This is a genomic window from Spirosoma gilvum (genome assembly GCF_054776815.1).
The window spans coordinates 415360-431795 of record NZ_BAAHBH010000005.1; the positions used below are offsets into that span (position 1 = coordinate 415360).

General features: G+C 51.4%; 11 protein-coding genes. 3 read left to right on the forward strand and 8 right to left on the reverse strand.

The features are described from left to right. Window positions 1-12: 12 nt before the first annotated feature. The 4 genes from ACYVFD_RS15810 to ACYVFD_RS15825 form a co-directional block, all read right to left on the reverse strand. Complete coding sequence (locus ACYVFD_RS15810) at window positions 13-1050, reverse strand: VOC family protein (RefSeq protein ID WP_461091181.1); 1038 nt, start codon at window positions 1048-1050, stop codon at window positions 13-15. 10 nt (window positions 1051-1060) lie between these two features. Then, window positions 1061-2029 (reverse strand): alpha/beta hydrolase, encoded by a 969-nt coding sequence (locus ACYVFD_RS15815; RefSeq protein ID WP_461091183.1) that lies wholly within the window; start codon window positions 2027-2029, stop codon window positions 1061-1063. A 108-nt stretch (window positions 2030-2137) separates the two neighbouring features. Further along, window positions 2138-2383 carry a CBM20 domain-containing protein gene (locus ACYVFD_RS15820; RefSeq protein ID WP_461091185.1) on the reverse strand — a complete coding sequence of 82 codons (246 nt, stop codon included), beginning with the start codon at window positions 2381-2383 and terminating at the stop codon, window positions 2138-2140. Window positions 2384-2476: 93 nt separating this feature from the next. Next, window positions 2477-4033: a GMC oxidoreductase gene (locus ACYVFD_RS15825; RefSeq protein ID WP_461091187.1), complete on the reverse strand. Its 1557-nt coding sequence runs from the start codon at window positions 4031-4033 to the stop codon at window positions 2477-2479. Window positions 4034-4583: 550 nt separating this feature from the next. On the opposite strand from ACYVFD_RS15825, the gene ACYVFD_RS15830 reads away from it, so the two are divergent. Genes ACYVFD_RS15830 through ACYVFD_RS15840 form a run of 3 tightly spaced genes read left to right on the forward strand, consistent with a single transcriptional unit; the run spans window position 4584 to window position 11384 of the window. After that, window positions 4584-6908 (forward strand): ATP-binding protein, encoded by a 2325-nt coding sequence (locus tag ACYVFD_RS15830; RefSeq protein WP_461091189.1) that lies wholly within the window; start codon window positions 4584-4586, stop codon window positions 6906-6908. A 44-nt stretch (window positions 6909-6952) separates the two neighbouring features. Next, complete coding sequence (locus ACYVFD_RS15835) at window positions 6953-9907, forward strand: ligand-binding sensor domain-containing protein (protein ID WP_461091191.1); 2955 nt, start codon at window positions 6953-6955, stop codon at window positions 9905-9907. After that, window positions 9900-11384 (forward strand): sigma-54-dependent transcriptional regulator, encoded by a 1485-nt coding sequence (locus tag ACYVFD_RS15840; RefSeq protein ID WP_461091193.1) that lies wholly within the window; start codon window positions 9900-9902, stop codon window positions 11382-11384. The genes ACYVFD_RS15835 and ACYVFD_RS15840 overlap by 8 nt, the downstream gene beginning before the upstream one ends. Window positions 11385-11490: 106 nt before the next feature. Here the strand turns inward: ACYVFD_RS15840 and ACYVFD_RS15845 are convergent, their stop codons facing one another. The 4 genes from ACYVFD_RS15845 to eat form a co-directional block, all read right to left on the reverse strand. Beyond that, window positions 11491-12516, reverse strand: coding sequence for a Smr/MutS family protein (locus tag ACYVFD_RS15845; RefSeq protein ID WP_461091194.1), 1026 nt, complete (start codon window positions 12514-12516; stop codon window positions 11491-11493). Between the two features lie 152 nt (window positions 12517-12668). Then, window positions 12669-13445 (reverse strand): ethanolamine ammonia-lyase subunit EutC, encoded by a 777-nt coding sequence (eutC, locus tag ACYVFD_RS15850; RefSeq protein ID WP_461091195.1) that lies wholly within the window; start codon window positions 13443-13445, stop codon window positions 12669-12671. A 143-nt stretch (window positions 13446-13588) separates the two neighbouring features. Next, a complete protein-coding gene (locus ACYVFD_RS15855) occupies window positions 13589-14968 on the reverse strand; it encodes an ethanolamine ammonia-lyase subunit EutB (protein WP_461091196.1) in 1380 nt (459 codons plus the stop codon). Window positions 14969-15113: 145 nt separating this feature from the next. Further along, window positions 15114-16427: an ethanolamine permease gene (eat, locus tag ACYVFD_RS15860; RefSeq protein ID WP_461091197.1), complete on the reverse strand. Its 1314-nt coding sequence runs from the start codon at window positions 16425-16427 to the stop codon at window positions 15114-15116. Window positions 16428-16436 lie beyond the last annotated feature (9 nt).

A 16436-nucleotide genomic window follows, 5' to 3' on the forward strand; every position in this document is an offset into this window, starting at 1 on the left:
AGTAAAGAGAATCTATTCGCACAGCAGCATGGCATGGCCATCGGGGTCACGCACCAGCACCGCCCGGCTGGCCTGAATGCCTGGGTACGAAATCGGTACGATACCCGGCGAAATGAGCGTGTATTTTTTCTGTTGAAGGGTTCGATACACGTCGTCTAGCCGATTGACCCGCAGCACGGTGTACCAGTGCCAGAGGTCGGTCACCTTCGACGAGGCCGGATAAGGTCTGCCACCCGGCGGAGCGAGGTAGTTGAGCAGTTCAACACCCGGTCCTTTGCCACTGGTAAGCCCCGTAATGAGCAGATGGGCACCAAACACCTGATTCAGATGCTCCTGCTCGGAGCCGTAATTTTCGCTCGAACCGCCAATTTTGAGCCCCAGCGCATCCCGATAAAACGTTAGCGACGAATCGGTATCAGCACTGCCAACGGCCGTATGGTCGATACCCAGAAAGAGGGGTCTGTTCGTCTGTAGGTCGGCGGATGGTTGCCATTTCGGATTGCCTTTACCGGTTGGAAACCAGATCAGTTCCAGTACGTGTCCATCGGGGTCTCGGAAGTAGAAAGCCCGGATACCCGCAGCGGCTGTTAGGTAAGACGGTAGTGTTTGGGGCGACGAAGAAACGTGCGCTACTTTTTGCTGACGGAGCAGGCTATATGCTTTGTCTATATCGCTCACCACAATGGCCACGTGTTGAAACCAGCGGTCGTTGCTGCGCGAATCGGCGGGTATGGTCTGGCCAGTTTCGGGCTTGCCAAAATCCAGTAGATCGAGGGTTTCGCTGCCCAGCCGAAGCGTAGCGATTCGGGCCGTAATACCCGGCTCTTTCAGGCCATATACCTGCCGAATCACAGATTCGGGTACTGTTTGAATACCAACCAGTTCGAACGGCAGGGTTTGCGTATAGAACGGCAGCACCCGATCCAGGTCTGATACCGTTACCGTCGGCCGGATCACTTCGCTAACCGACTGAGCATGACCCGTCCATGCCTGCGAACATAGGAAAAGGAAGGTAAGCCAAACGTACGTTTTAGGTAGGGTGAGTTTCATAGACTGAGTTTCACAAACTGATTTTTTGTAGTTCGATTCGTTGGTTGGGCAGCAAGACCCGGAGTGCAAACAAGCCGTGCCAATGGGGTTGCAGGCGTATCACTGGTTCGGAGTCGGGTACGTTGCCCGATGTACCGTCGAGGCTGTAAATCACTTTACCGTAGCCATTGAGCAGATCGGCTTTTAGGAACGGTTGCAACAGCCTGATTTTCCGCTTACCTGCATCAACCTTCGCAAAAGGCTGTTCGAGGGCTGGGGCCATTGCTTCATTGAAAAGCCAGCGTACCGCCCGCTCAAACTCCCGCCCCCAGAACCATTCGGCATGAGTTCCATCGTTATAAAAATCAAGATGGATTTTATGCTCGAAATAGCCATTGTCGACCAGCGTGTAATACAGCGCCAGTAGATCGGGCAGCATGGACGTGCTTTCGCGTTGACCACCTAGTAGTACGAGCTTATGAACAAAGTTGTAAGGAACGGCTGTCGCTAGTCTATATACGTCGTTGCTCCACCACAGCGATGGGCTAAAAGCCGCCACTTTCCCAAACACATCGCCATAATTCAGAGCCGCATACACCGAAATCAGTCCACCCATCGATGAGCCAATCATGGCCGTGTTTGCTGCATCGGGTAAGGTGCGGAACGTGGCATCGACGAGCGGCTTTAGGGTGCCGGTCAGAAACGACAGATACGCACCTCCCTCCCCACCGCCATATTCTGGATTGGGCACGACTGAATATTCGGCCAACCGAAACGTTTCGCCATGCTCAATACCGACCACGATACACGCCCAGCCCGTATTTGCATAGAGTCGGTTGAGAGCATGGTCGACGTGCCAGTTTTCGGAACCCGTTTCTGTCCCATCAAACAGATTCTGCGCATCGTGCATGTACAGCACCGGGTAGCGTTGTTCGGGATTCTGCTCGTAAGTAGGCGGCAGATATACCCAAATCCGCCGATGCCGAGCCAGTTCGGGCATATAGAACGCATCCTGCCAGCAAAACACCTGCCCTTTTACCGTATGTTGGTCACCCTGGTCGCGCCAGTTTTCGATGCGGAGGTAACTGACAGATCCATCTTCCGCAGTTCAAACCCGGTTGTTGATTGGATTGCCATAGAGATCAACCTCTTCACTGCTCCATGCTCCCCGCGTAAACTTGTACTCAATCCCCTCGCCCGATGTAGGTAACTGAATCACAAACATCTGCAATGCTTCATCGTACGTCAGCCGGAACCGGTCGTCGCCAGGTTGCCAGCTATTCAGAGTTCCCGCCAGAAAGATGGGTTCTGTGGCTAAGTGATGGCCGGGTGGCGTTACGTAGAGGGAGAGCATGGGGTAGGTAATTGATAATGTATAATGAAGAATGGATAATGGGCGTGCCTGGCTGTCATTTTGCATTATCCATTATTCATTATACATTCTTCATTAGATTACGTTTTCCAATAAATGATCGCCGACGCGCAGGGCATTGGCAACGGTGGTTAAAGAGGGGTTGTAGGCACCCGACGAAGGGAAAAAGCTCCCATCGACTACATACAGATTGTCGAGTTCATGCGCCTTACAGTTCACATCGAGCACCGATGTGGCTGGGTCGTCACCAAACCGGAGGGTACCACACTGGTGTGAAACCCCGCTGATGCCCAGGTCGTAACCAGCCCAGTAGACAGTTTTCAGAGCCGGGTCGATGTCGCCTAGCTTCACAAACAGGTCTTTAAGCTTTTGTTTCAGGGCTTCAAAAGCCGCCACGTTGTTCCGGTCGCGATGGTAAATGAGCTGAATGGCGCCATCGTGGGTAAGTGTTACTCGGTTTTCAGGATCGGGCAGGTCTTCGGCGGTTAGCCAGAAGTCGATGCTGTGGGCCGACAGCCAGGCCGCGTCTTTGTCGGGCAGAAACCCGGCGGCTAAATCAACCACCGTGGGCGGGTCGTTTTTGCCCATCAACTGAATTTCGCCCAATGGGGATGGGTTTTCGGGTGTAGCCTCGTAATAATCGCCGATGCAGAAATATTTCTGAAACGCAGCGGTATTCAGTTTATCGGGCGTGTAGGCAATCAGGCAGCCGTTAATATGCGCCATGTAATTTCGGCCTACCATGTCGTTGCTATTGGCTAATCCGTTGGGATGCTGCTCGTTGGCCGAACGCAGCAGCAAAGCCGCTGAATTGATAGCCCCTGCCGCCAGAATCACCAGATTGGCCTCAACGATTTCTGTCTGGCCGTTTCGCTGCACCTGCACCGCCGTAATGCGCTTTCCGGCGGCATCCGTAATGAGTCGGGTAGCTACGGCATTGGTCAGTAGCGTTACATTTGGATACTGTAAAGCCACCCGGACACCCGTTACATGCGCATCGGCTTTGGCTTCGGACGGATCAGGAAAGCCGTCGAAATTACCCAGTACGGTCGGCGCATCTGGCTTTTCAGGTTTGTCCTGGGCCAGGCGCACCGCCATCGGAATCGGGAATGGTTTCAGGCCCGTTTTCTGAACGTTTTCGTACAATTCTTCGGCAAAAGGTTCGGGGGTAATCGGACCAAACGGGTACGGCTGGCGGGCGGGCGGTTCGGTAGGGTCAACGCTTCGGATGCCATGAACGCTGTACAACTGTTCGGCCTGATCGTAGTAAGGCGCAAAATCGGCGTAGGTCAGCGGCCAGGCGGGCGAAATGCCGGTTTGGTGCTGTGTCTGTTGAAAATCGGATTCTCGCAGCCGGAAACTGGCGGCTCCGTACATCTTACTGTTGCCGCCCACCACATAGTGCGTGAAGGGCTTGAACGGTTGGCCGTCTTTATCGAACCAGACTTCATCGGTGCGGTAGCGGCCATTGACCACTACTTCCGTAACATCCCAGTTTTCTTTCTCTTTGGGTATAAAATCGCCCCGTTCCAGAATCAGGATCTGCTTCCCGGATGGTGCGAGCCGCTGAGCAATTGTCCCACCCCCGGAGCCGGTTCCAATGATAATGATGTCGTAAGTATGTGTAGTCATGGTTTGGGTCATTCGTTTTATTTTCGTTTAGCTACTTACTGTATTTCAGCAGCCCGTCGGTTTTTAGAATGCCAACACCATACCAGTTGAAAGAAAAGGCAAAAATCCCTCTTTACGACCTAAAAAAGGCTATTTTATTCGAGTAAGAGACCATGCCAATGGTTGATCAAGTCCCGATATTTCAGGAGTTTTTGGCATATCGGGAGAAAAAATTAATTCGGACCAGCCCATGGAGCAGACCAATAACGGGTAGACGATTGACAATTGCGTGTAATCTGACACCTTCTCATAAGGGTTGGTTTTGTATACCAACTCTTCAGGAGTAAAGCCAAGAATTTCACGATATTTCGTAACTATTCGGATATTTCGTGAATCACCCCGTCCATGACCGACTAATCTTTTTACTTTTTTCGTAGAGAAACGCTTGCCTTACTCTGTGAAGCCACTTACTGAGGCAATTTCTGGAACCGGAACGGAAATTGAGAGACTTCCCGGAAGACTGTTTCTATACTTTTTGTAGTCAATTTCTAAAACCAAATCCAATCCGGTCATGACAGACCGTTTAAACACAGACGAGAAAACCTTACACCTCTCACACTTTACGGTTGAGGAGGCCCTCGAAGCTATTTTGCTCATCGCTCATGAGGGTCAGGTACACAGGACTAACAAAGCAGCCGGGCTATTGCTGGACTATTCGATTGACGAACTCAGGGAGCTTTCCTTCCCGGATTTTAGCATCGACTATGATGCCGACAAATTTGCTGGCTTGTGGCAATCGCTGGAAAACGTACAGACCCAGACGTTCGAAACCCGGATGCGCCGGAAAGATGGCGTTATCCTGCACGCAGAAGTCGGCATCAATTTCATTTATTTTGAAGACGAGCAGTACCTATGCTGCTTTCTGCGCGATGTGACCGAGCGTAGCCAACTGGACGAAACACTACGGCTCATTTCGGAAGGAACGGCGGGTGTAACGGGTATGGATTTTTTCCAAAGTCTGGTGCAACACATCACGGCTACGCTTCAGGTTCGGTTTGCGCTCGTTACCGAATGTGCCAACGTCGAAAAAACACGTGTGCGAACCCTGGCCTACGTCGAGCACAGTCAACTGCTCGAAAACATTGAGTACGACCTGGCCGGTACCCCCTGTAGTATTGTGATGCAGGGCCGGGATTTTTACTATCCCTACGATGTTGAGCTGAATTTTGTCAAGGACTCGGGTATTGAATCTTACGTTGGCGTACCCATTTACGACCGGGAGCAGCAGGTTATTGGGCATATTGCCATCTGCGACAATCGGCCCCTGCTGAACCAGCAGAAATACCTGAGCGTACTGCGCATTTTTGCGTCGCGGTCGGGTGCCGAAATTGAGCGAAAAGTCGCCGAAGAAAAGCTTCGCCAAACGCAGGAGCAACTCGAAGCAACTGTTATTGAGCGAACGCGTGAGTATCTGAAAGCCCGAGATGCCGCTGAAATGGCCAACCGGGCCAAAAGTGAGTTTCTGGCCAATATGAGCCACGAACTCCGTACTCCACTCAATGGTATTCTGGGCTATACACAGCTTTTTCAGCGCGATCGCAGCCTGACCGATCATCAGCAGCATGGTATCAATATCATTCATAACTGTGCCGAAAATCTGCTGGTGTTGATCAATGATGTGCTGGACCTCTCGAAAATAGAAGCTCAGAAACTGGAGGTCGACCACAAACCGTTCAATCTGAATGAACTCATAACCAACATTGTCAGCCTGATCCGGGTGAAGGCCGAACAGAAGAATCTGTCGTTTTATTTCCAGTCTCCGGCCAGCCTTCCCGAAATGGTAGTGGGCGACGAGCGAAAACTGCGGCAGGTGCTCATCAATCTACTGGGCAATGCCGTCAAATTTACCGACCGGGGGGGCATTTCACTAAAAGTGATTCCGCAGCCTGGCGATCAGCTAACGTTTCAGGTCGATGATACCGGCGTTGGCATCCCGCCTGATAAATTAGACCTGATCTTTCTACCCTTTCAGCAACTTCGTGAAGAAAGTCGATTTGTGGAAGGAACCGGCTTAGGGCTCACTATAACCGAAAAGCTTATTACGCTCATGCAGGGTACGCTCCGGGTCATTAGCAAACCGGGCGAAGGCAGTTCATTTCGGGTAACGGTTCAGTTACCGGCTATTGTCGTATCGCGTCCATCCGGCTTATACCGCCGTGAACCGCAGCAAATTAACGGCTACGAAGGTCGTCGGCGAACCATCCTGATTGTGGATGATCACTGGGAGAACCGGTCGCTGCTGACAAACCTGCTGGAACCCCTGGGTTTTCGAACCATCGAAGCCGAGAATGGAGCCGTGGCCCTGAAGCGGGCACATGAAAACCGGCCCGATCTGGTGCTCATGGATCTGGTAATGCCCCTCATGGATGGGTTCGAGGCTGTTCGGCAGTTCCGACGCGAAGCCACCTTTTCAACGGTTAAGATTGTTGCGCTGTCGGCTAGTGTGCTCAATAGCCAGCAGGTCAGTCTTGATGCGGGTTGCGACGATTTCCTGCCTAAACCCGTCAATGTGGACGAGTTGCTGAGTGTGATTCAGTTTCAGCTACAACTAACCTGGACCTATTTCCCGGCCACAACTGCCGAAGGTCGTTTGACGACACATGGGCAAAACCAAGGCTACCCAGCCGCTATAGCCCAACTGCCTCCCATTCATTTACTCGAAGACCTGTATGCCACCGCCTTAACGGGCGATATTCAGGGCGTACTCAGTCGGCTGGATACAATGGCTACGACAACCCAGGAGTGGGACGATTTTATTCAAATTATCCGGGGAATGGCCCGTCAGTTCGACATGAAGCGAATGCGCGATTATTTGAAAGCCAGTTTATCCGCTTAACTACCCTCCTCTTCTTCCTAAATACACCTACTCAACCACAAATCATGAAATTCAACTTGCTGCATTATGTTGTCGGCTTCCTGATCAGCCTGCCTGTCATCGGGCAGGAAATAGGTAGCCCATTGATGGAGCATTTTAGTCCCAAAGACTATCAGGCACACCCCGAAAACCGAGCCATTGTACAGGATGGCCGGGGCATTCTCTACGTGAGCAATTACAATGGATTGCTCGAATATGATGGGGCATCCTGGCAGCTTATTGAGGTGCCTGGTCTGACGGTCAGATCGTTGGACGTCGACCAGAATGGCACCGTTTTCGTGGGAACCCAAACCGATTTCGGCTACCTGAAGGCTACGCCAACCGGCCATATGCACTATGTATCGCTGTCGGATCAACTACCGGCTTCGGATCGGCATATTCCACCCGTCTGGCGGCTGTATTGCACACCCGATGGGGTTTATTTCTGCACGTTCGAGAAGATTATCCGTTATCGCCCAAACCAACCGGTGCGGGTATGGTATCCAAAACGGCAATTCCGGCTGGCGCATTATGCCCGACGAACGCTGCTGGTTCAGGAGGAAGGCATTGGCCTGATGCAACTGGGCAGCAACGAAACATTTTCGCTCATACCCGGTGGCGCATCGCTGGCGACCATGCCTATTCAGTCCATTCTACCCTATCAGCAACAGAAATTCCTGCTGGTTACACAACAGGATGGACTATGGATTTACGATGGAGCGACCTTACCCCAGCGGTCCGTTCAGCCAGCCGCCACTCCGCTGACCACGTCGGAAGATAACTGGATTCGGCAAAGTGATATTTCTCAGGCCATTGCGCTACCCGATACGATTACCGGAACAATCCGATACGCCATTGCAAGCCTGCGCGAAGGTATTCGAATTCTGGAAGCCGACGGTCGACTCGTGCAGCGTATTGATGAGCAGAATGGCCTGACGAAAAATCGAGTGCATAGCCTGTTTCTCGACCATCAGCAAACGCTTTGGGCAGGACTGGCCAATGGAATCGACAAACTGGAGATCAATAACCCTATCACCCGCTTTGGCGAAAGCCAGAACATCCGGGCTACGGTATGGGATGTATTCCGGCACCAGCAGCAGCTCTACGTAGGCACAAACACAGGACTGACGTATCTGGATAAACAGACCGGCATGTTTCGGTCCATTCGCGGCTCGGAGTCGCCCTGCTGGGATATGCTCTCGTTTGGGCGGGATTTGCTGGTGGGATCAATGGATGCTGTATTGCGGGTTCGTGATGGAGTATTGCAGCAATCGGTAGCCATGCCGGGGGGCATGGCCTATGCTTTGGCGCGATCGAAAGTGGATACCACGGTTGTTTTTGCGGCCATGTTCGATGGCGTCAACGTCCTACGCTACCAGCAGGGGAGGTTTCAATGGGTAGGCAAGCTGCGAGGTATTTCGGGCGAGTGCTGGTCGATTGTACCCGATTCCCAGGGAAATCTCTGGATTGGCACGCACCTACAGGGGTTCTTTTACGTCGACCTGTCAGACGGTATTCGGTTAAACCCAACGATCCGACACTATGGGCTGTCAAAAGGCTTAAATCAGGTAACCTGGAATTATGTAGTATCGGCACCCGAAGGGTTATTTTTCACAACCAAGAACCGTATATATCGTTATTCAACCCGAACAGACCGGTTCTACGAAGATGCCCGCTTTGCCGCTCTTTTCCGAAACCCCAAAGTGGGCTCGCCTTTTTTTGCGCAGGACAGGCAGCGTACCATCTGGTTTGCTAACCCACTGGGTGTTTTGCGGCATCGGGGAAATGGCGCATTTGCCTACGACAGCCTGAGCCTGTTGCCGATTCAGCGGGGTGGATTTGCCATTCTGCCCGAATCCAATGGCCTTGTCTGGATGGGTAATGACGAGGCTTTGTATCGCTACGACGGTACCCATAAACAGCCTTCAAAACCGTTTAAGTCGATCATTCGTGGGGTTCGCCTTACGCAGTCCGACTCGCTGCTACCCTTATCAGCTAAACAATCTGGTGTTCAGCTTGCCTATGCCGACCGGGCTATTGCGTTTCAGTTTGCCGCCGGTAGTTTCGTGGGTACCGGTGGCAACGAGTTTCAATATCGGCTGATGGGGCACGGCCTGATGATGGACGATACGAACTGGTCGAAATGGACCAAAGAGCCCAAAAAGGAATACACCAATCTACCGGCAGGCATGTACACCTTTTTCGTGCGTGCCCGAAATCCCTACGGGCAACTCAGCCCGGAAAGTGCCTATGTGTTTGTTGTGCGCCCCCCCTGGTATCAGACCAGGCTGGCGTATCTGGTCTATGGCGTTGCCATTGCTCTAGGCGTTGTCGGGCTTATTCGTTTCTATACGCGCCACCTCACCAACGAAAAAACGAAACTGGAATTATTGGTGCAGGCCCGAACAGTCCAGGTGGTTCAACAGAATGAAGCGCTCGAAAAACAAGCCGTTGCGCTGAAAGCGGCCAAAGAAGCCGCCGAGACGGCCAACCGGGCTAAAAGCGAATTTCTGGCCAATATGAGTCACGAATTACGCACACCCCTCAATGGAATCCTGGGGTTTGCGCAACTGCTGCAACAGGATACATCGCTGAATGAAGCCCAGCAAAAAGGCGTTCGGGTGATTCAGGAAAGTGGTGCCAACCTGCTAACCCTGATTAATAAGCTCCTGAGTATTACTCGTATCGAAGGACTGGAGAATGGAAAATGGAACAATACCACCGATATAACTGCCTCCGATGCGTCGGATGAGAACAGAGTGGCTGAACCCGGTCAACTACCGCCCTTATCATATTTGCAAACGCTACATGAACTGGCGATGACGGGTGATATTCAGGGCATTTTGGCCCAGCTTCAACAAATCGACTCGCTCGATCCGGCTTATGGCCTTTTTACGAAAAAAGTGCGAGCGATGGCCAATGTGTTTGACACAAAGCAAATCCGGGAATACCTTAAAACCTGCCTAAAAACCCATGATTAACGAGAATGACCACATACCAGCCAATATTCTGATTGTTGACGATACGCCCAACAACATCAGTATCCTGTTCGAAACCCTGAGCAGTCATGGCTACAAGGTGCTGGTGGAACGGGACGGTAAAAGTGCCATTGAGCAAATTCGCTACGCCCGACCCGACCTGGTCTTGCTGGATGTAATGATGCCCGGCATGGATGGCTTTGAAACCTGCCGACGGCTTAAACTTGATCCCCAAACTCGCGACGTACCCGTTATTTTCATGACGGCCCTGTCCGAAACCATCGACAAAGTCAATGGCTTTAACATGGGCGCTGTCGATTACATTACCAAGCCCTTTCAGCTTCAGGAGGTTCTTTCGCGCATCCATACGCACTTAAGCCTTCGCCGGTTGAGACTAGAGTTGCAGGAAGCTAACCAACTCCTTGAGCAACGCGTAACCGAACGCACCGAAGCCCTCTCCAAAGCACTGGCCGAGGTTGAACAGCTTAAAAATCAGCTTCAGGCCGAGAATACCTATCTGCGGGAGGAGATTAAATCGAGCAGTAATTTTGAAGAGATCGTCACCCAGAGTAAACCGTTCCAGAAAATACTGCGGCAGGTGGAGCAGGTAGCCCCAACCAACACTACTGTGCTGATTTTGGGCGAATCGGGTACGGGCAAGGAGTTGCTGGCGCGGGCCGTGCATAACCTGAGCGGTCGGCGAAACCGGTCGCTGGTCAAGATCAATTGCGCCGTACTGCCCGCTACGCTTATTGAAAGCGAATTGTTTGGTCACGAAAAAGGGGCATTTACGGGAGCGACGGGTCAAAAGATCGGTCGGTTTGAGTTGGCCGATGGCGGTACTATTTTTCTAGACGAGATTGGCGAAATGCCCATTGAGCTACAAGCCAAGTTGCTGCGGGTATTGCAGGAAGGCGAATTTGAACGGGTGGGCGGCAGCAAAACCCTGAAGGTAAACGTTCGGGTCATCGCGGCCACGAACCGAAATCTGGAAAAGGAAGTGATGGAGGGCCGTTTTCGGGAGGATTTGTTCTATCGGCTGAACGTGTTTCCGATCCAGAGTCTACCCCTGCGCGACCGAAAAGAAGACATTCCCCTGCTGGTTCAGCATTTCTGCGCCAAACACGGTCCCGGCATCGGTCGTCGGATTGACAGCATAGGCCAGGATGTGATCGATGCCCTAATGTCCTATAATTGGCCCGGCAACATCCGCGAACTGGAAAACATTGTTGAGCGGTCGCTAATCATTTCACCGGGCCGCAAACTCGAATTAGGCGACTGGCTAAGCCGACGAAGCACGCTCGATAAAAAGCTAAGTCCCATCACCCTGGAAGAATGCGAACGGGCACACATCCTGTCGATTTTGGAAATGACCCGCTGGAAAGTAAGTGGTAAAAGCGGTGCAGCCGCTATTTTAGACGTTATCCCAACCACCCTGGAGTCGAAAATGAAGAAATTAGGCATTACCAGAAATACCTAACCACAAGTCAATTACTGGCTGAGTTGGATACACCGCTTATTGATAATGTACAATGAATAATGAACAAAGGCCGCTTCATTATCCATTATTATACATTATCAATTATTCATTTAATCGTCACCTTAGTGGCACCGTAGCCGAACTTCTGTTTTTGAGCGTCTTCAAAAAACCGGACGTTCGGATGCTTGCCTAATCGCTTGTGCAACTCTGTCCGTAATGCGCCACTGCCTACACCGTGAATAAACGTTATGTCGCTCATGCCACTGGCAATAGCATTTTCGAGCGCTCTATCAAACGTTTCCAGTTGCAGTTTCAACAAATCAGCCGGAGTACGATTACCCGATCCTTTTGGTAAAAGGGCTTCCACATGCAGATCCACTATGGATGTTGGCCGTTCGATTGAGACGCTGGTTTGTTCCGCTTTGGGTTTCAGCATCTCCGCTTTCAATTCCTCAGGCCGAATTGTTTTAGGTTGTGCAGGTCGATTACTTGATGGGCTGGTCGGTTGTGTTGGTTCGGCCGAATCGGCATCCAGTTGGGTCAGGAAACCGGGTTGGTTCAGAATAGGTGCCTTTATCTTCTCCTTAAACAGTGTTGCGGCCCGTGCTTTAAAGCGTTTCATAAACGGTTGGCGCAACGACGACTTACCGGCCCGAAACCAGAGTCCCTGCACCACAAACGTAGGCCAAGCTTCAAATTGGGCATGGGCATATAGGTCGTTCATTTTCTGCTGCGACTTAGGCTTCAGAACACCACTTTGTAAACCCCTAAACTGAACACCTCCTCCCGTAGGCGCCGATTCTTCGCCTATGATATACGGGAATTCCCAGTCGGTGTTGTTGATCAGATGCAATGTATACTCGCGGTCGTTGATGGGAATAAACGCCAGATAAATACCCTGATTGGCCAGAATGGTGGTAGCAGCAGGTGCTATTGTTTTCTGGGGGTCATATGGGTTTGCCTTCAAAAGCCGTTCTGCCTCCAGGGGCGAAACCAGTACCAGTTCCGAACGCATAACCGGAATGCGAAAGCCATCTTCAATCTCTATTTCGATCATATCGCCGGGTAAAAACCGGGATACAACGCCTTGCTCTTTTGCCCGGAGCAACCGGACTTTATCACCAATATTCATGATTGTCGCTCGTTGTTAGTCGTTTGCTGATAAGCTTTCGGAATGCCGACACATTATCAACCTTTGGGTGTCCAAAAGTATAACACATATCAACAGGAATTGCTTCTAAAAATGGTTATTTCAGCCAGGAATAGCCTGCTGTTTATTTAAAATTATGCGGACAGGATGTCCGCGTTACCCCCATCATCTTCTTTTAACTGAACGCCTGTGAGTTGCAACCGGAAAGCCGACCGAATCAGGTCCATAATTTTATCGACTGCCAAGGCGGGGGCTAATCCCTGCTCGCGAATGTTTGAGATACAATTTCGGCTTTCGTCGGTCAGGCCGGGGCGGGGTGCATAGGTAATGTAAGCGCCCATGCTGTCGAACGAACTCAGACCAGGCCGTTCTCCTATGAGAATAATGGACAGACGAGCGTTGAGCAAACTGCCAATAGCATCCATAATCGCTACCCTTCCCTGTTCAACCAGTACAATCGGTGCCAACGAATAGCCAGCCTGTCTGACTTTATCAACCAACTCGCTTACGACCGAAACGGCATGCTGGGTAATGGCCGTAGCCGAAAGACCATCCGCCACAATGATACTAATATCCGCTGCCGGACTGTTGAGTCCCTGAAGCTGTGCTGCCGAATTCTTATCCAATAGTCGGCCAAAATCGGGCCGCTGGAGAAACATATCCCGATCAATCGCCCAGCTCCGAACACAGTAGACCGGCAATCCAAGCGGAGCTAACTGTCCCTGCAAATCCGCTACATTCAAGGCAGAGTATACCGCGTCTTTGGCGTGGGCATGTGCCAGTTTGAACTGCAACGATTCACGGAGCGGAATAGAAACACCCGTTCTGCCCAATGCAATTCGGGCGTTGGTATAGGCTTTCAACGATTCCCACTCATCGGGTTCGATTCCTGTTTTTCTGAGTTCGCTCATTGTGTTTTATATCATGGATGCTTCGCGAAGGGTAAGTGGCAGAGATGGCAGGGTACTTCGCGCATGGATTGTCCCCCGTCAGCTGAGCCTCCCCTCTACCCCTGCACGAAGCTCCCTGCCCCCTGCGCCAGGCACCCTGCCACTTACCCCACCAAAGCTGCGTAAAGCTGTTTTTGCGCCTGATTCGACAACCGATTGCCCTGCTGATCCATAATGCCCTGCCGAAGCAACCAGTCTTCAAATTCCGGCGCTGGCCGAAGCCCGAGCACCCGACGTACATACAGTGCATCATGAAACGAGGTGGATTGGTAATTCAGCATGATGTCGTCGGCACCGGGGATGCCCATTATAAAGTTGATACCCGCCACACCCAACAAGGTCAACAAGGTATCCATATCGTCCTGATCGGCCTGTGCATGGTTCGTATAGCAAATATCCATTCCCATCGGCAGGCCCATGAGCTTACCGCAAAAATGATCTTCCAGACCCGCTCGAATGATCTGTTTTCCATCAAAAAGATACTCAGGTCCAATAAACCCAACCACCGAATTGACCAGAAACGGTTGGTAATGTCGGGCTACGGCATAAGCCCGTACTTCGCAGGTCTGTTGGTCCACGCCATGATGTGCCCCAGACGACAACGCGCTCCCCTGACCGGTTTCGAAGTACATCAGATTCGATCCGATCGTCCCTCGTTTCAGCGATAACCCGGCTTCATAGGCTTCCTGAAGCAGCGACAACGTGATACCAAAGCTGGCATTGGCCTTTTCGGTTCCGGCAATGGACTGAAACACCAGATCGACCGGCACTCGTTGCTCAATTAACTGTAAGGTCGTTGTTACATGGCTGAGTACGCAACTCTGGGTTGGAATGGCAAACCGTTCACGCAGTTCGTTCAGCATAAACAGCAGACGGGACGTGGTAGCCGGGCTGTCGGTAGCCGGATTAATGCCGATCATCGCGTCACCACTCCCATACAATAGCCCATCGATTATACTGGCGGCTATTCCTTTGGCATCGTCGGTAGGATGATTGGGTTGCAGCCGCACCGACATATGCCCGCGTAATCCCTGCGTATTCCGAAACCGGGTGATCACTTCGCACTTTTTTGCCACCAGGATCAAATCCTGATTACGCATCAGCTTCGAGACGGCGGCTACCATTTCGGGCGTGAGTCCAGAAGCAATCTGTAACAGCGCACTTGTATCGGCTTCATCACTCAGTAGCCAGTCACGCAAGTCGCCAACCGTAAAATGACTAACCGTCGCAAAGGCGGCTTTATCGTGTGTATCGATAATGAGTCGGGTTACTTCATCGATTTCGTACGGAATAACAGCCTCACTCAGGAACGCCATCAGCGGAACATCGGCGAGGGCAATCTGAGCAGCAACCCGCTCCTCATAACTGTCGGCGCAAAGACCTGCCAACCCATCACCGGAACGCAATGGACTCGCTTTAGCCAGTAGCTCCCGCAGACCGTCAAACCGATAGGTAAACCCGCCAATCGTACACGAATAGGCCATAAGTAGTTAGTCATTCAGTGGTCATAGATAGTCATTCATTGCCCATTAAGTGGTCATTCTTAGCCATTCAAAAAAACCAATGACTATAAATGACCGGTAATGACGCACAGCCAATGACAACGAATGACTACCATTAACGAGAAATTCAAACCCGCCGGGATGTTTTCAACCGATAGGAACCCGAACCATAAAACAAGCCGCCGACCAGAATCAGGCCGACAAAAAATAGTAAACTCAACCCGCTATAAAAATAAATCATAGCGGCTAAGGCCACAACGGCCAGCAACAGAGCCAATGCCGGAAAGACCGGGTAAAACGGTGCTTTAAACGGGCGATGCATCGTCGGCTGGCTCTGCCGTAGCTTAAATAAGGCCAGCATACTGATGATATAAACCACCACAGCCCCAATAGTCGACAGAATAACGAGCTTGCTGGTATCCAGCAGAAGCAGCGCCAGAATACCTAATACGGCCCCTATCAGTAAGGCCCAATAAGGCACTTGCCGGGTTTTGCTTACGATGGCCAACCCAGCGGGTAAATAGCCACTACGAGCCAACGCAAATAGCTGCCGGGAGTAGCTGATAATAATACCATGAAACGAAGCGATCAGTCCAAACAGGCCAACACTGGCGAAGGCCTTCGTCAACGGATTATCATGCCCGACAATCAACGCAATTGATTCAGGCAATGGATAGTCGATGTGGTCCAGTTTTTCCCATTCGGCGATGCCGCCCACGCAAAACATAACAGCCAACGCCAGAATCGTAAGCGTAAGCAGCGCCGAAATGTATCCTTTGGCAATAGCGTTGTTCTCATCCCGAGCTTCTTCGGCTACCATCGCTATACCTTCCAGACAAACATAGAGCCAGATTGCAAACGGCAGAGCAGCAAACACGCCACTCCAGCCAAAGGGCATAGGGTTGTGTAGAAACGTAGCCAATTGAACCTTCGGTGCAACCACGCCAATAAACAGTAGTAGTTCGGCAATAGCCAGTAGGGTCATAACCAGCGAAAACCAGGCAGCCTCCTGAATACCCAACAGATTGATAAGGGTAAACACAATATACGCTCCTATCGAGATCGCCAAAACAGGAATGGGTGGGTATAGGAAATGAACATAGTTGCCCAGGGCCAGTGCGATAGCCGGAGTGGCAAACAGAAATTCAATCAGGGTTGCATAACCCGCTATTAGAGCCCCTGTAGGACCAAAAGCTTGTAGCGCATAGGCAAACGGGCCACCGGCATTCGGAATGGCCGTCGTCAGTTCCGTAAAACTGAAGATAAATGTAAAATAAAGCGCCGTAATCAGTAAGGTAGCGATCAGTAGCCCAACGGTTCCGGCCACTCCCCAGCCATAATTCCAGCCAAAATATTCACCCGAAATAACCAGGCCAACCCCTATAGCCCACAGATGAATAGGTTTTAGCGCTTTTTTAAGTCCCTGCGATTCGTCGGTCATGTGGGGTAA

Excerpts from the sequence above, each read along its gene's own strand:
- ACYVFD_RS15835 (WP_461091191.1), top strand. The coding sequence starts at position 6,953 with ATGAAATTCAACTTGCTGCATTATGTTGTCGGCTTCCTGATCAGCCTG.
- ACYVFD_RS15810 (WP_461091181.1), bottom strand. The coding sequence starts at position 1,050 with ATGAAACTCACCCTACCTAAAACGTACGTTTGGCTTACCTTCCTTTTC.
- eat (WP_461091197.1), bottom strand. The coding sequence starts at position 16,427 with ATGACCGACGAATCGCAGGGACTTAAAAAAGCGCTAAAACCTATTCAT.
- ACYVFD_RS15840 (WP_461091193.1), top strand. The coding sequence starts at position 9,900 with ATGATTAACGAGAATGACCACATACCAGCCAATATTCTGATTGTTGAC.
- eutC (WP_461091195.1), bottom strand. The coding sequence starts at position 13,445 with ATGAGCGAACTCAGAAAAACAGGAATCGAACCCGATGAGTGGGAATCG.
- ACYVFD_RS15815 (WP_461091183.1), bottom strand. The coding sequence starts at position 2,029 with ATGCCCGAACTGGCTCGGCATCGGCGGATTTGGGTATATCTGCCGCCT.
- ACYVFD_RS15820 (WP_461091185.1), bottom strand. The coding sequence starts at position 2,383 with ATGCTCTCCCTCTACGTAACGCCACCCGGCCATCACTTAGCCACAGAA.
- ACYVFD_RS15845 (WP_461091194.1), bottom strand. The coding sequence starts at position 12,516 with ATGAATATTGGTGATAAAGTCCGGTTGCTCCGGGCAAAAGAGCAAGGC.
- ACYVFD_RS15855 (WP_461091196.1), bottom strand. The coding sequence starts at position 14,968 with ATGGCCTATTCGTGTACGATTGGCGGGTTTACCTATCGGTTTGACGGT.
- ACYVFD_RS15830 (WP_461091189.1), top strand. The coding sequence starts at position 4,584 with ATGACAGACCGTTTAAACACAGACGAGAAAACCTTACACCTCTCACAC.
- ACYVFD_RS15825 (WP_461091187.1), bottom strand. The coding sequence starts at position 4,033 with ATGACTACACATACTTACGACATCATTATCATTGGAACCGGCTCCGGG.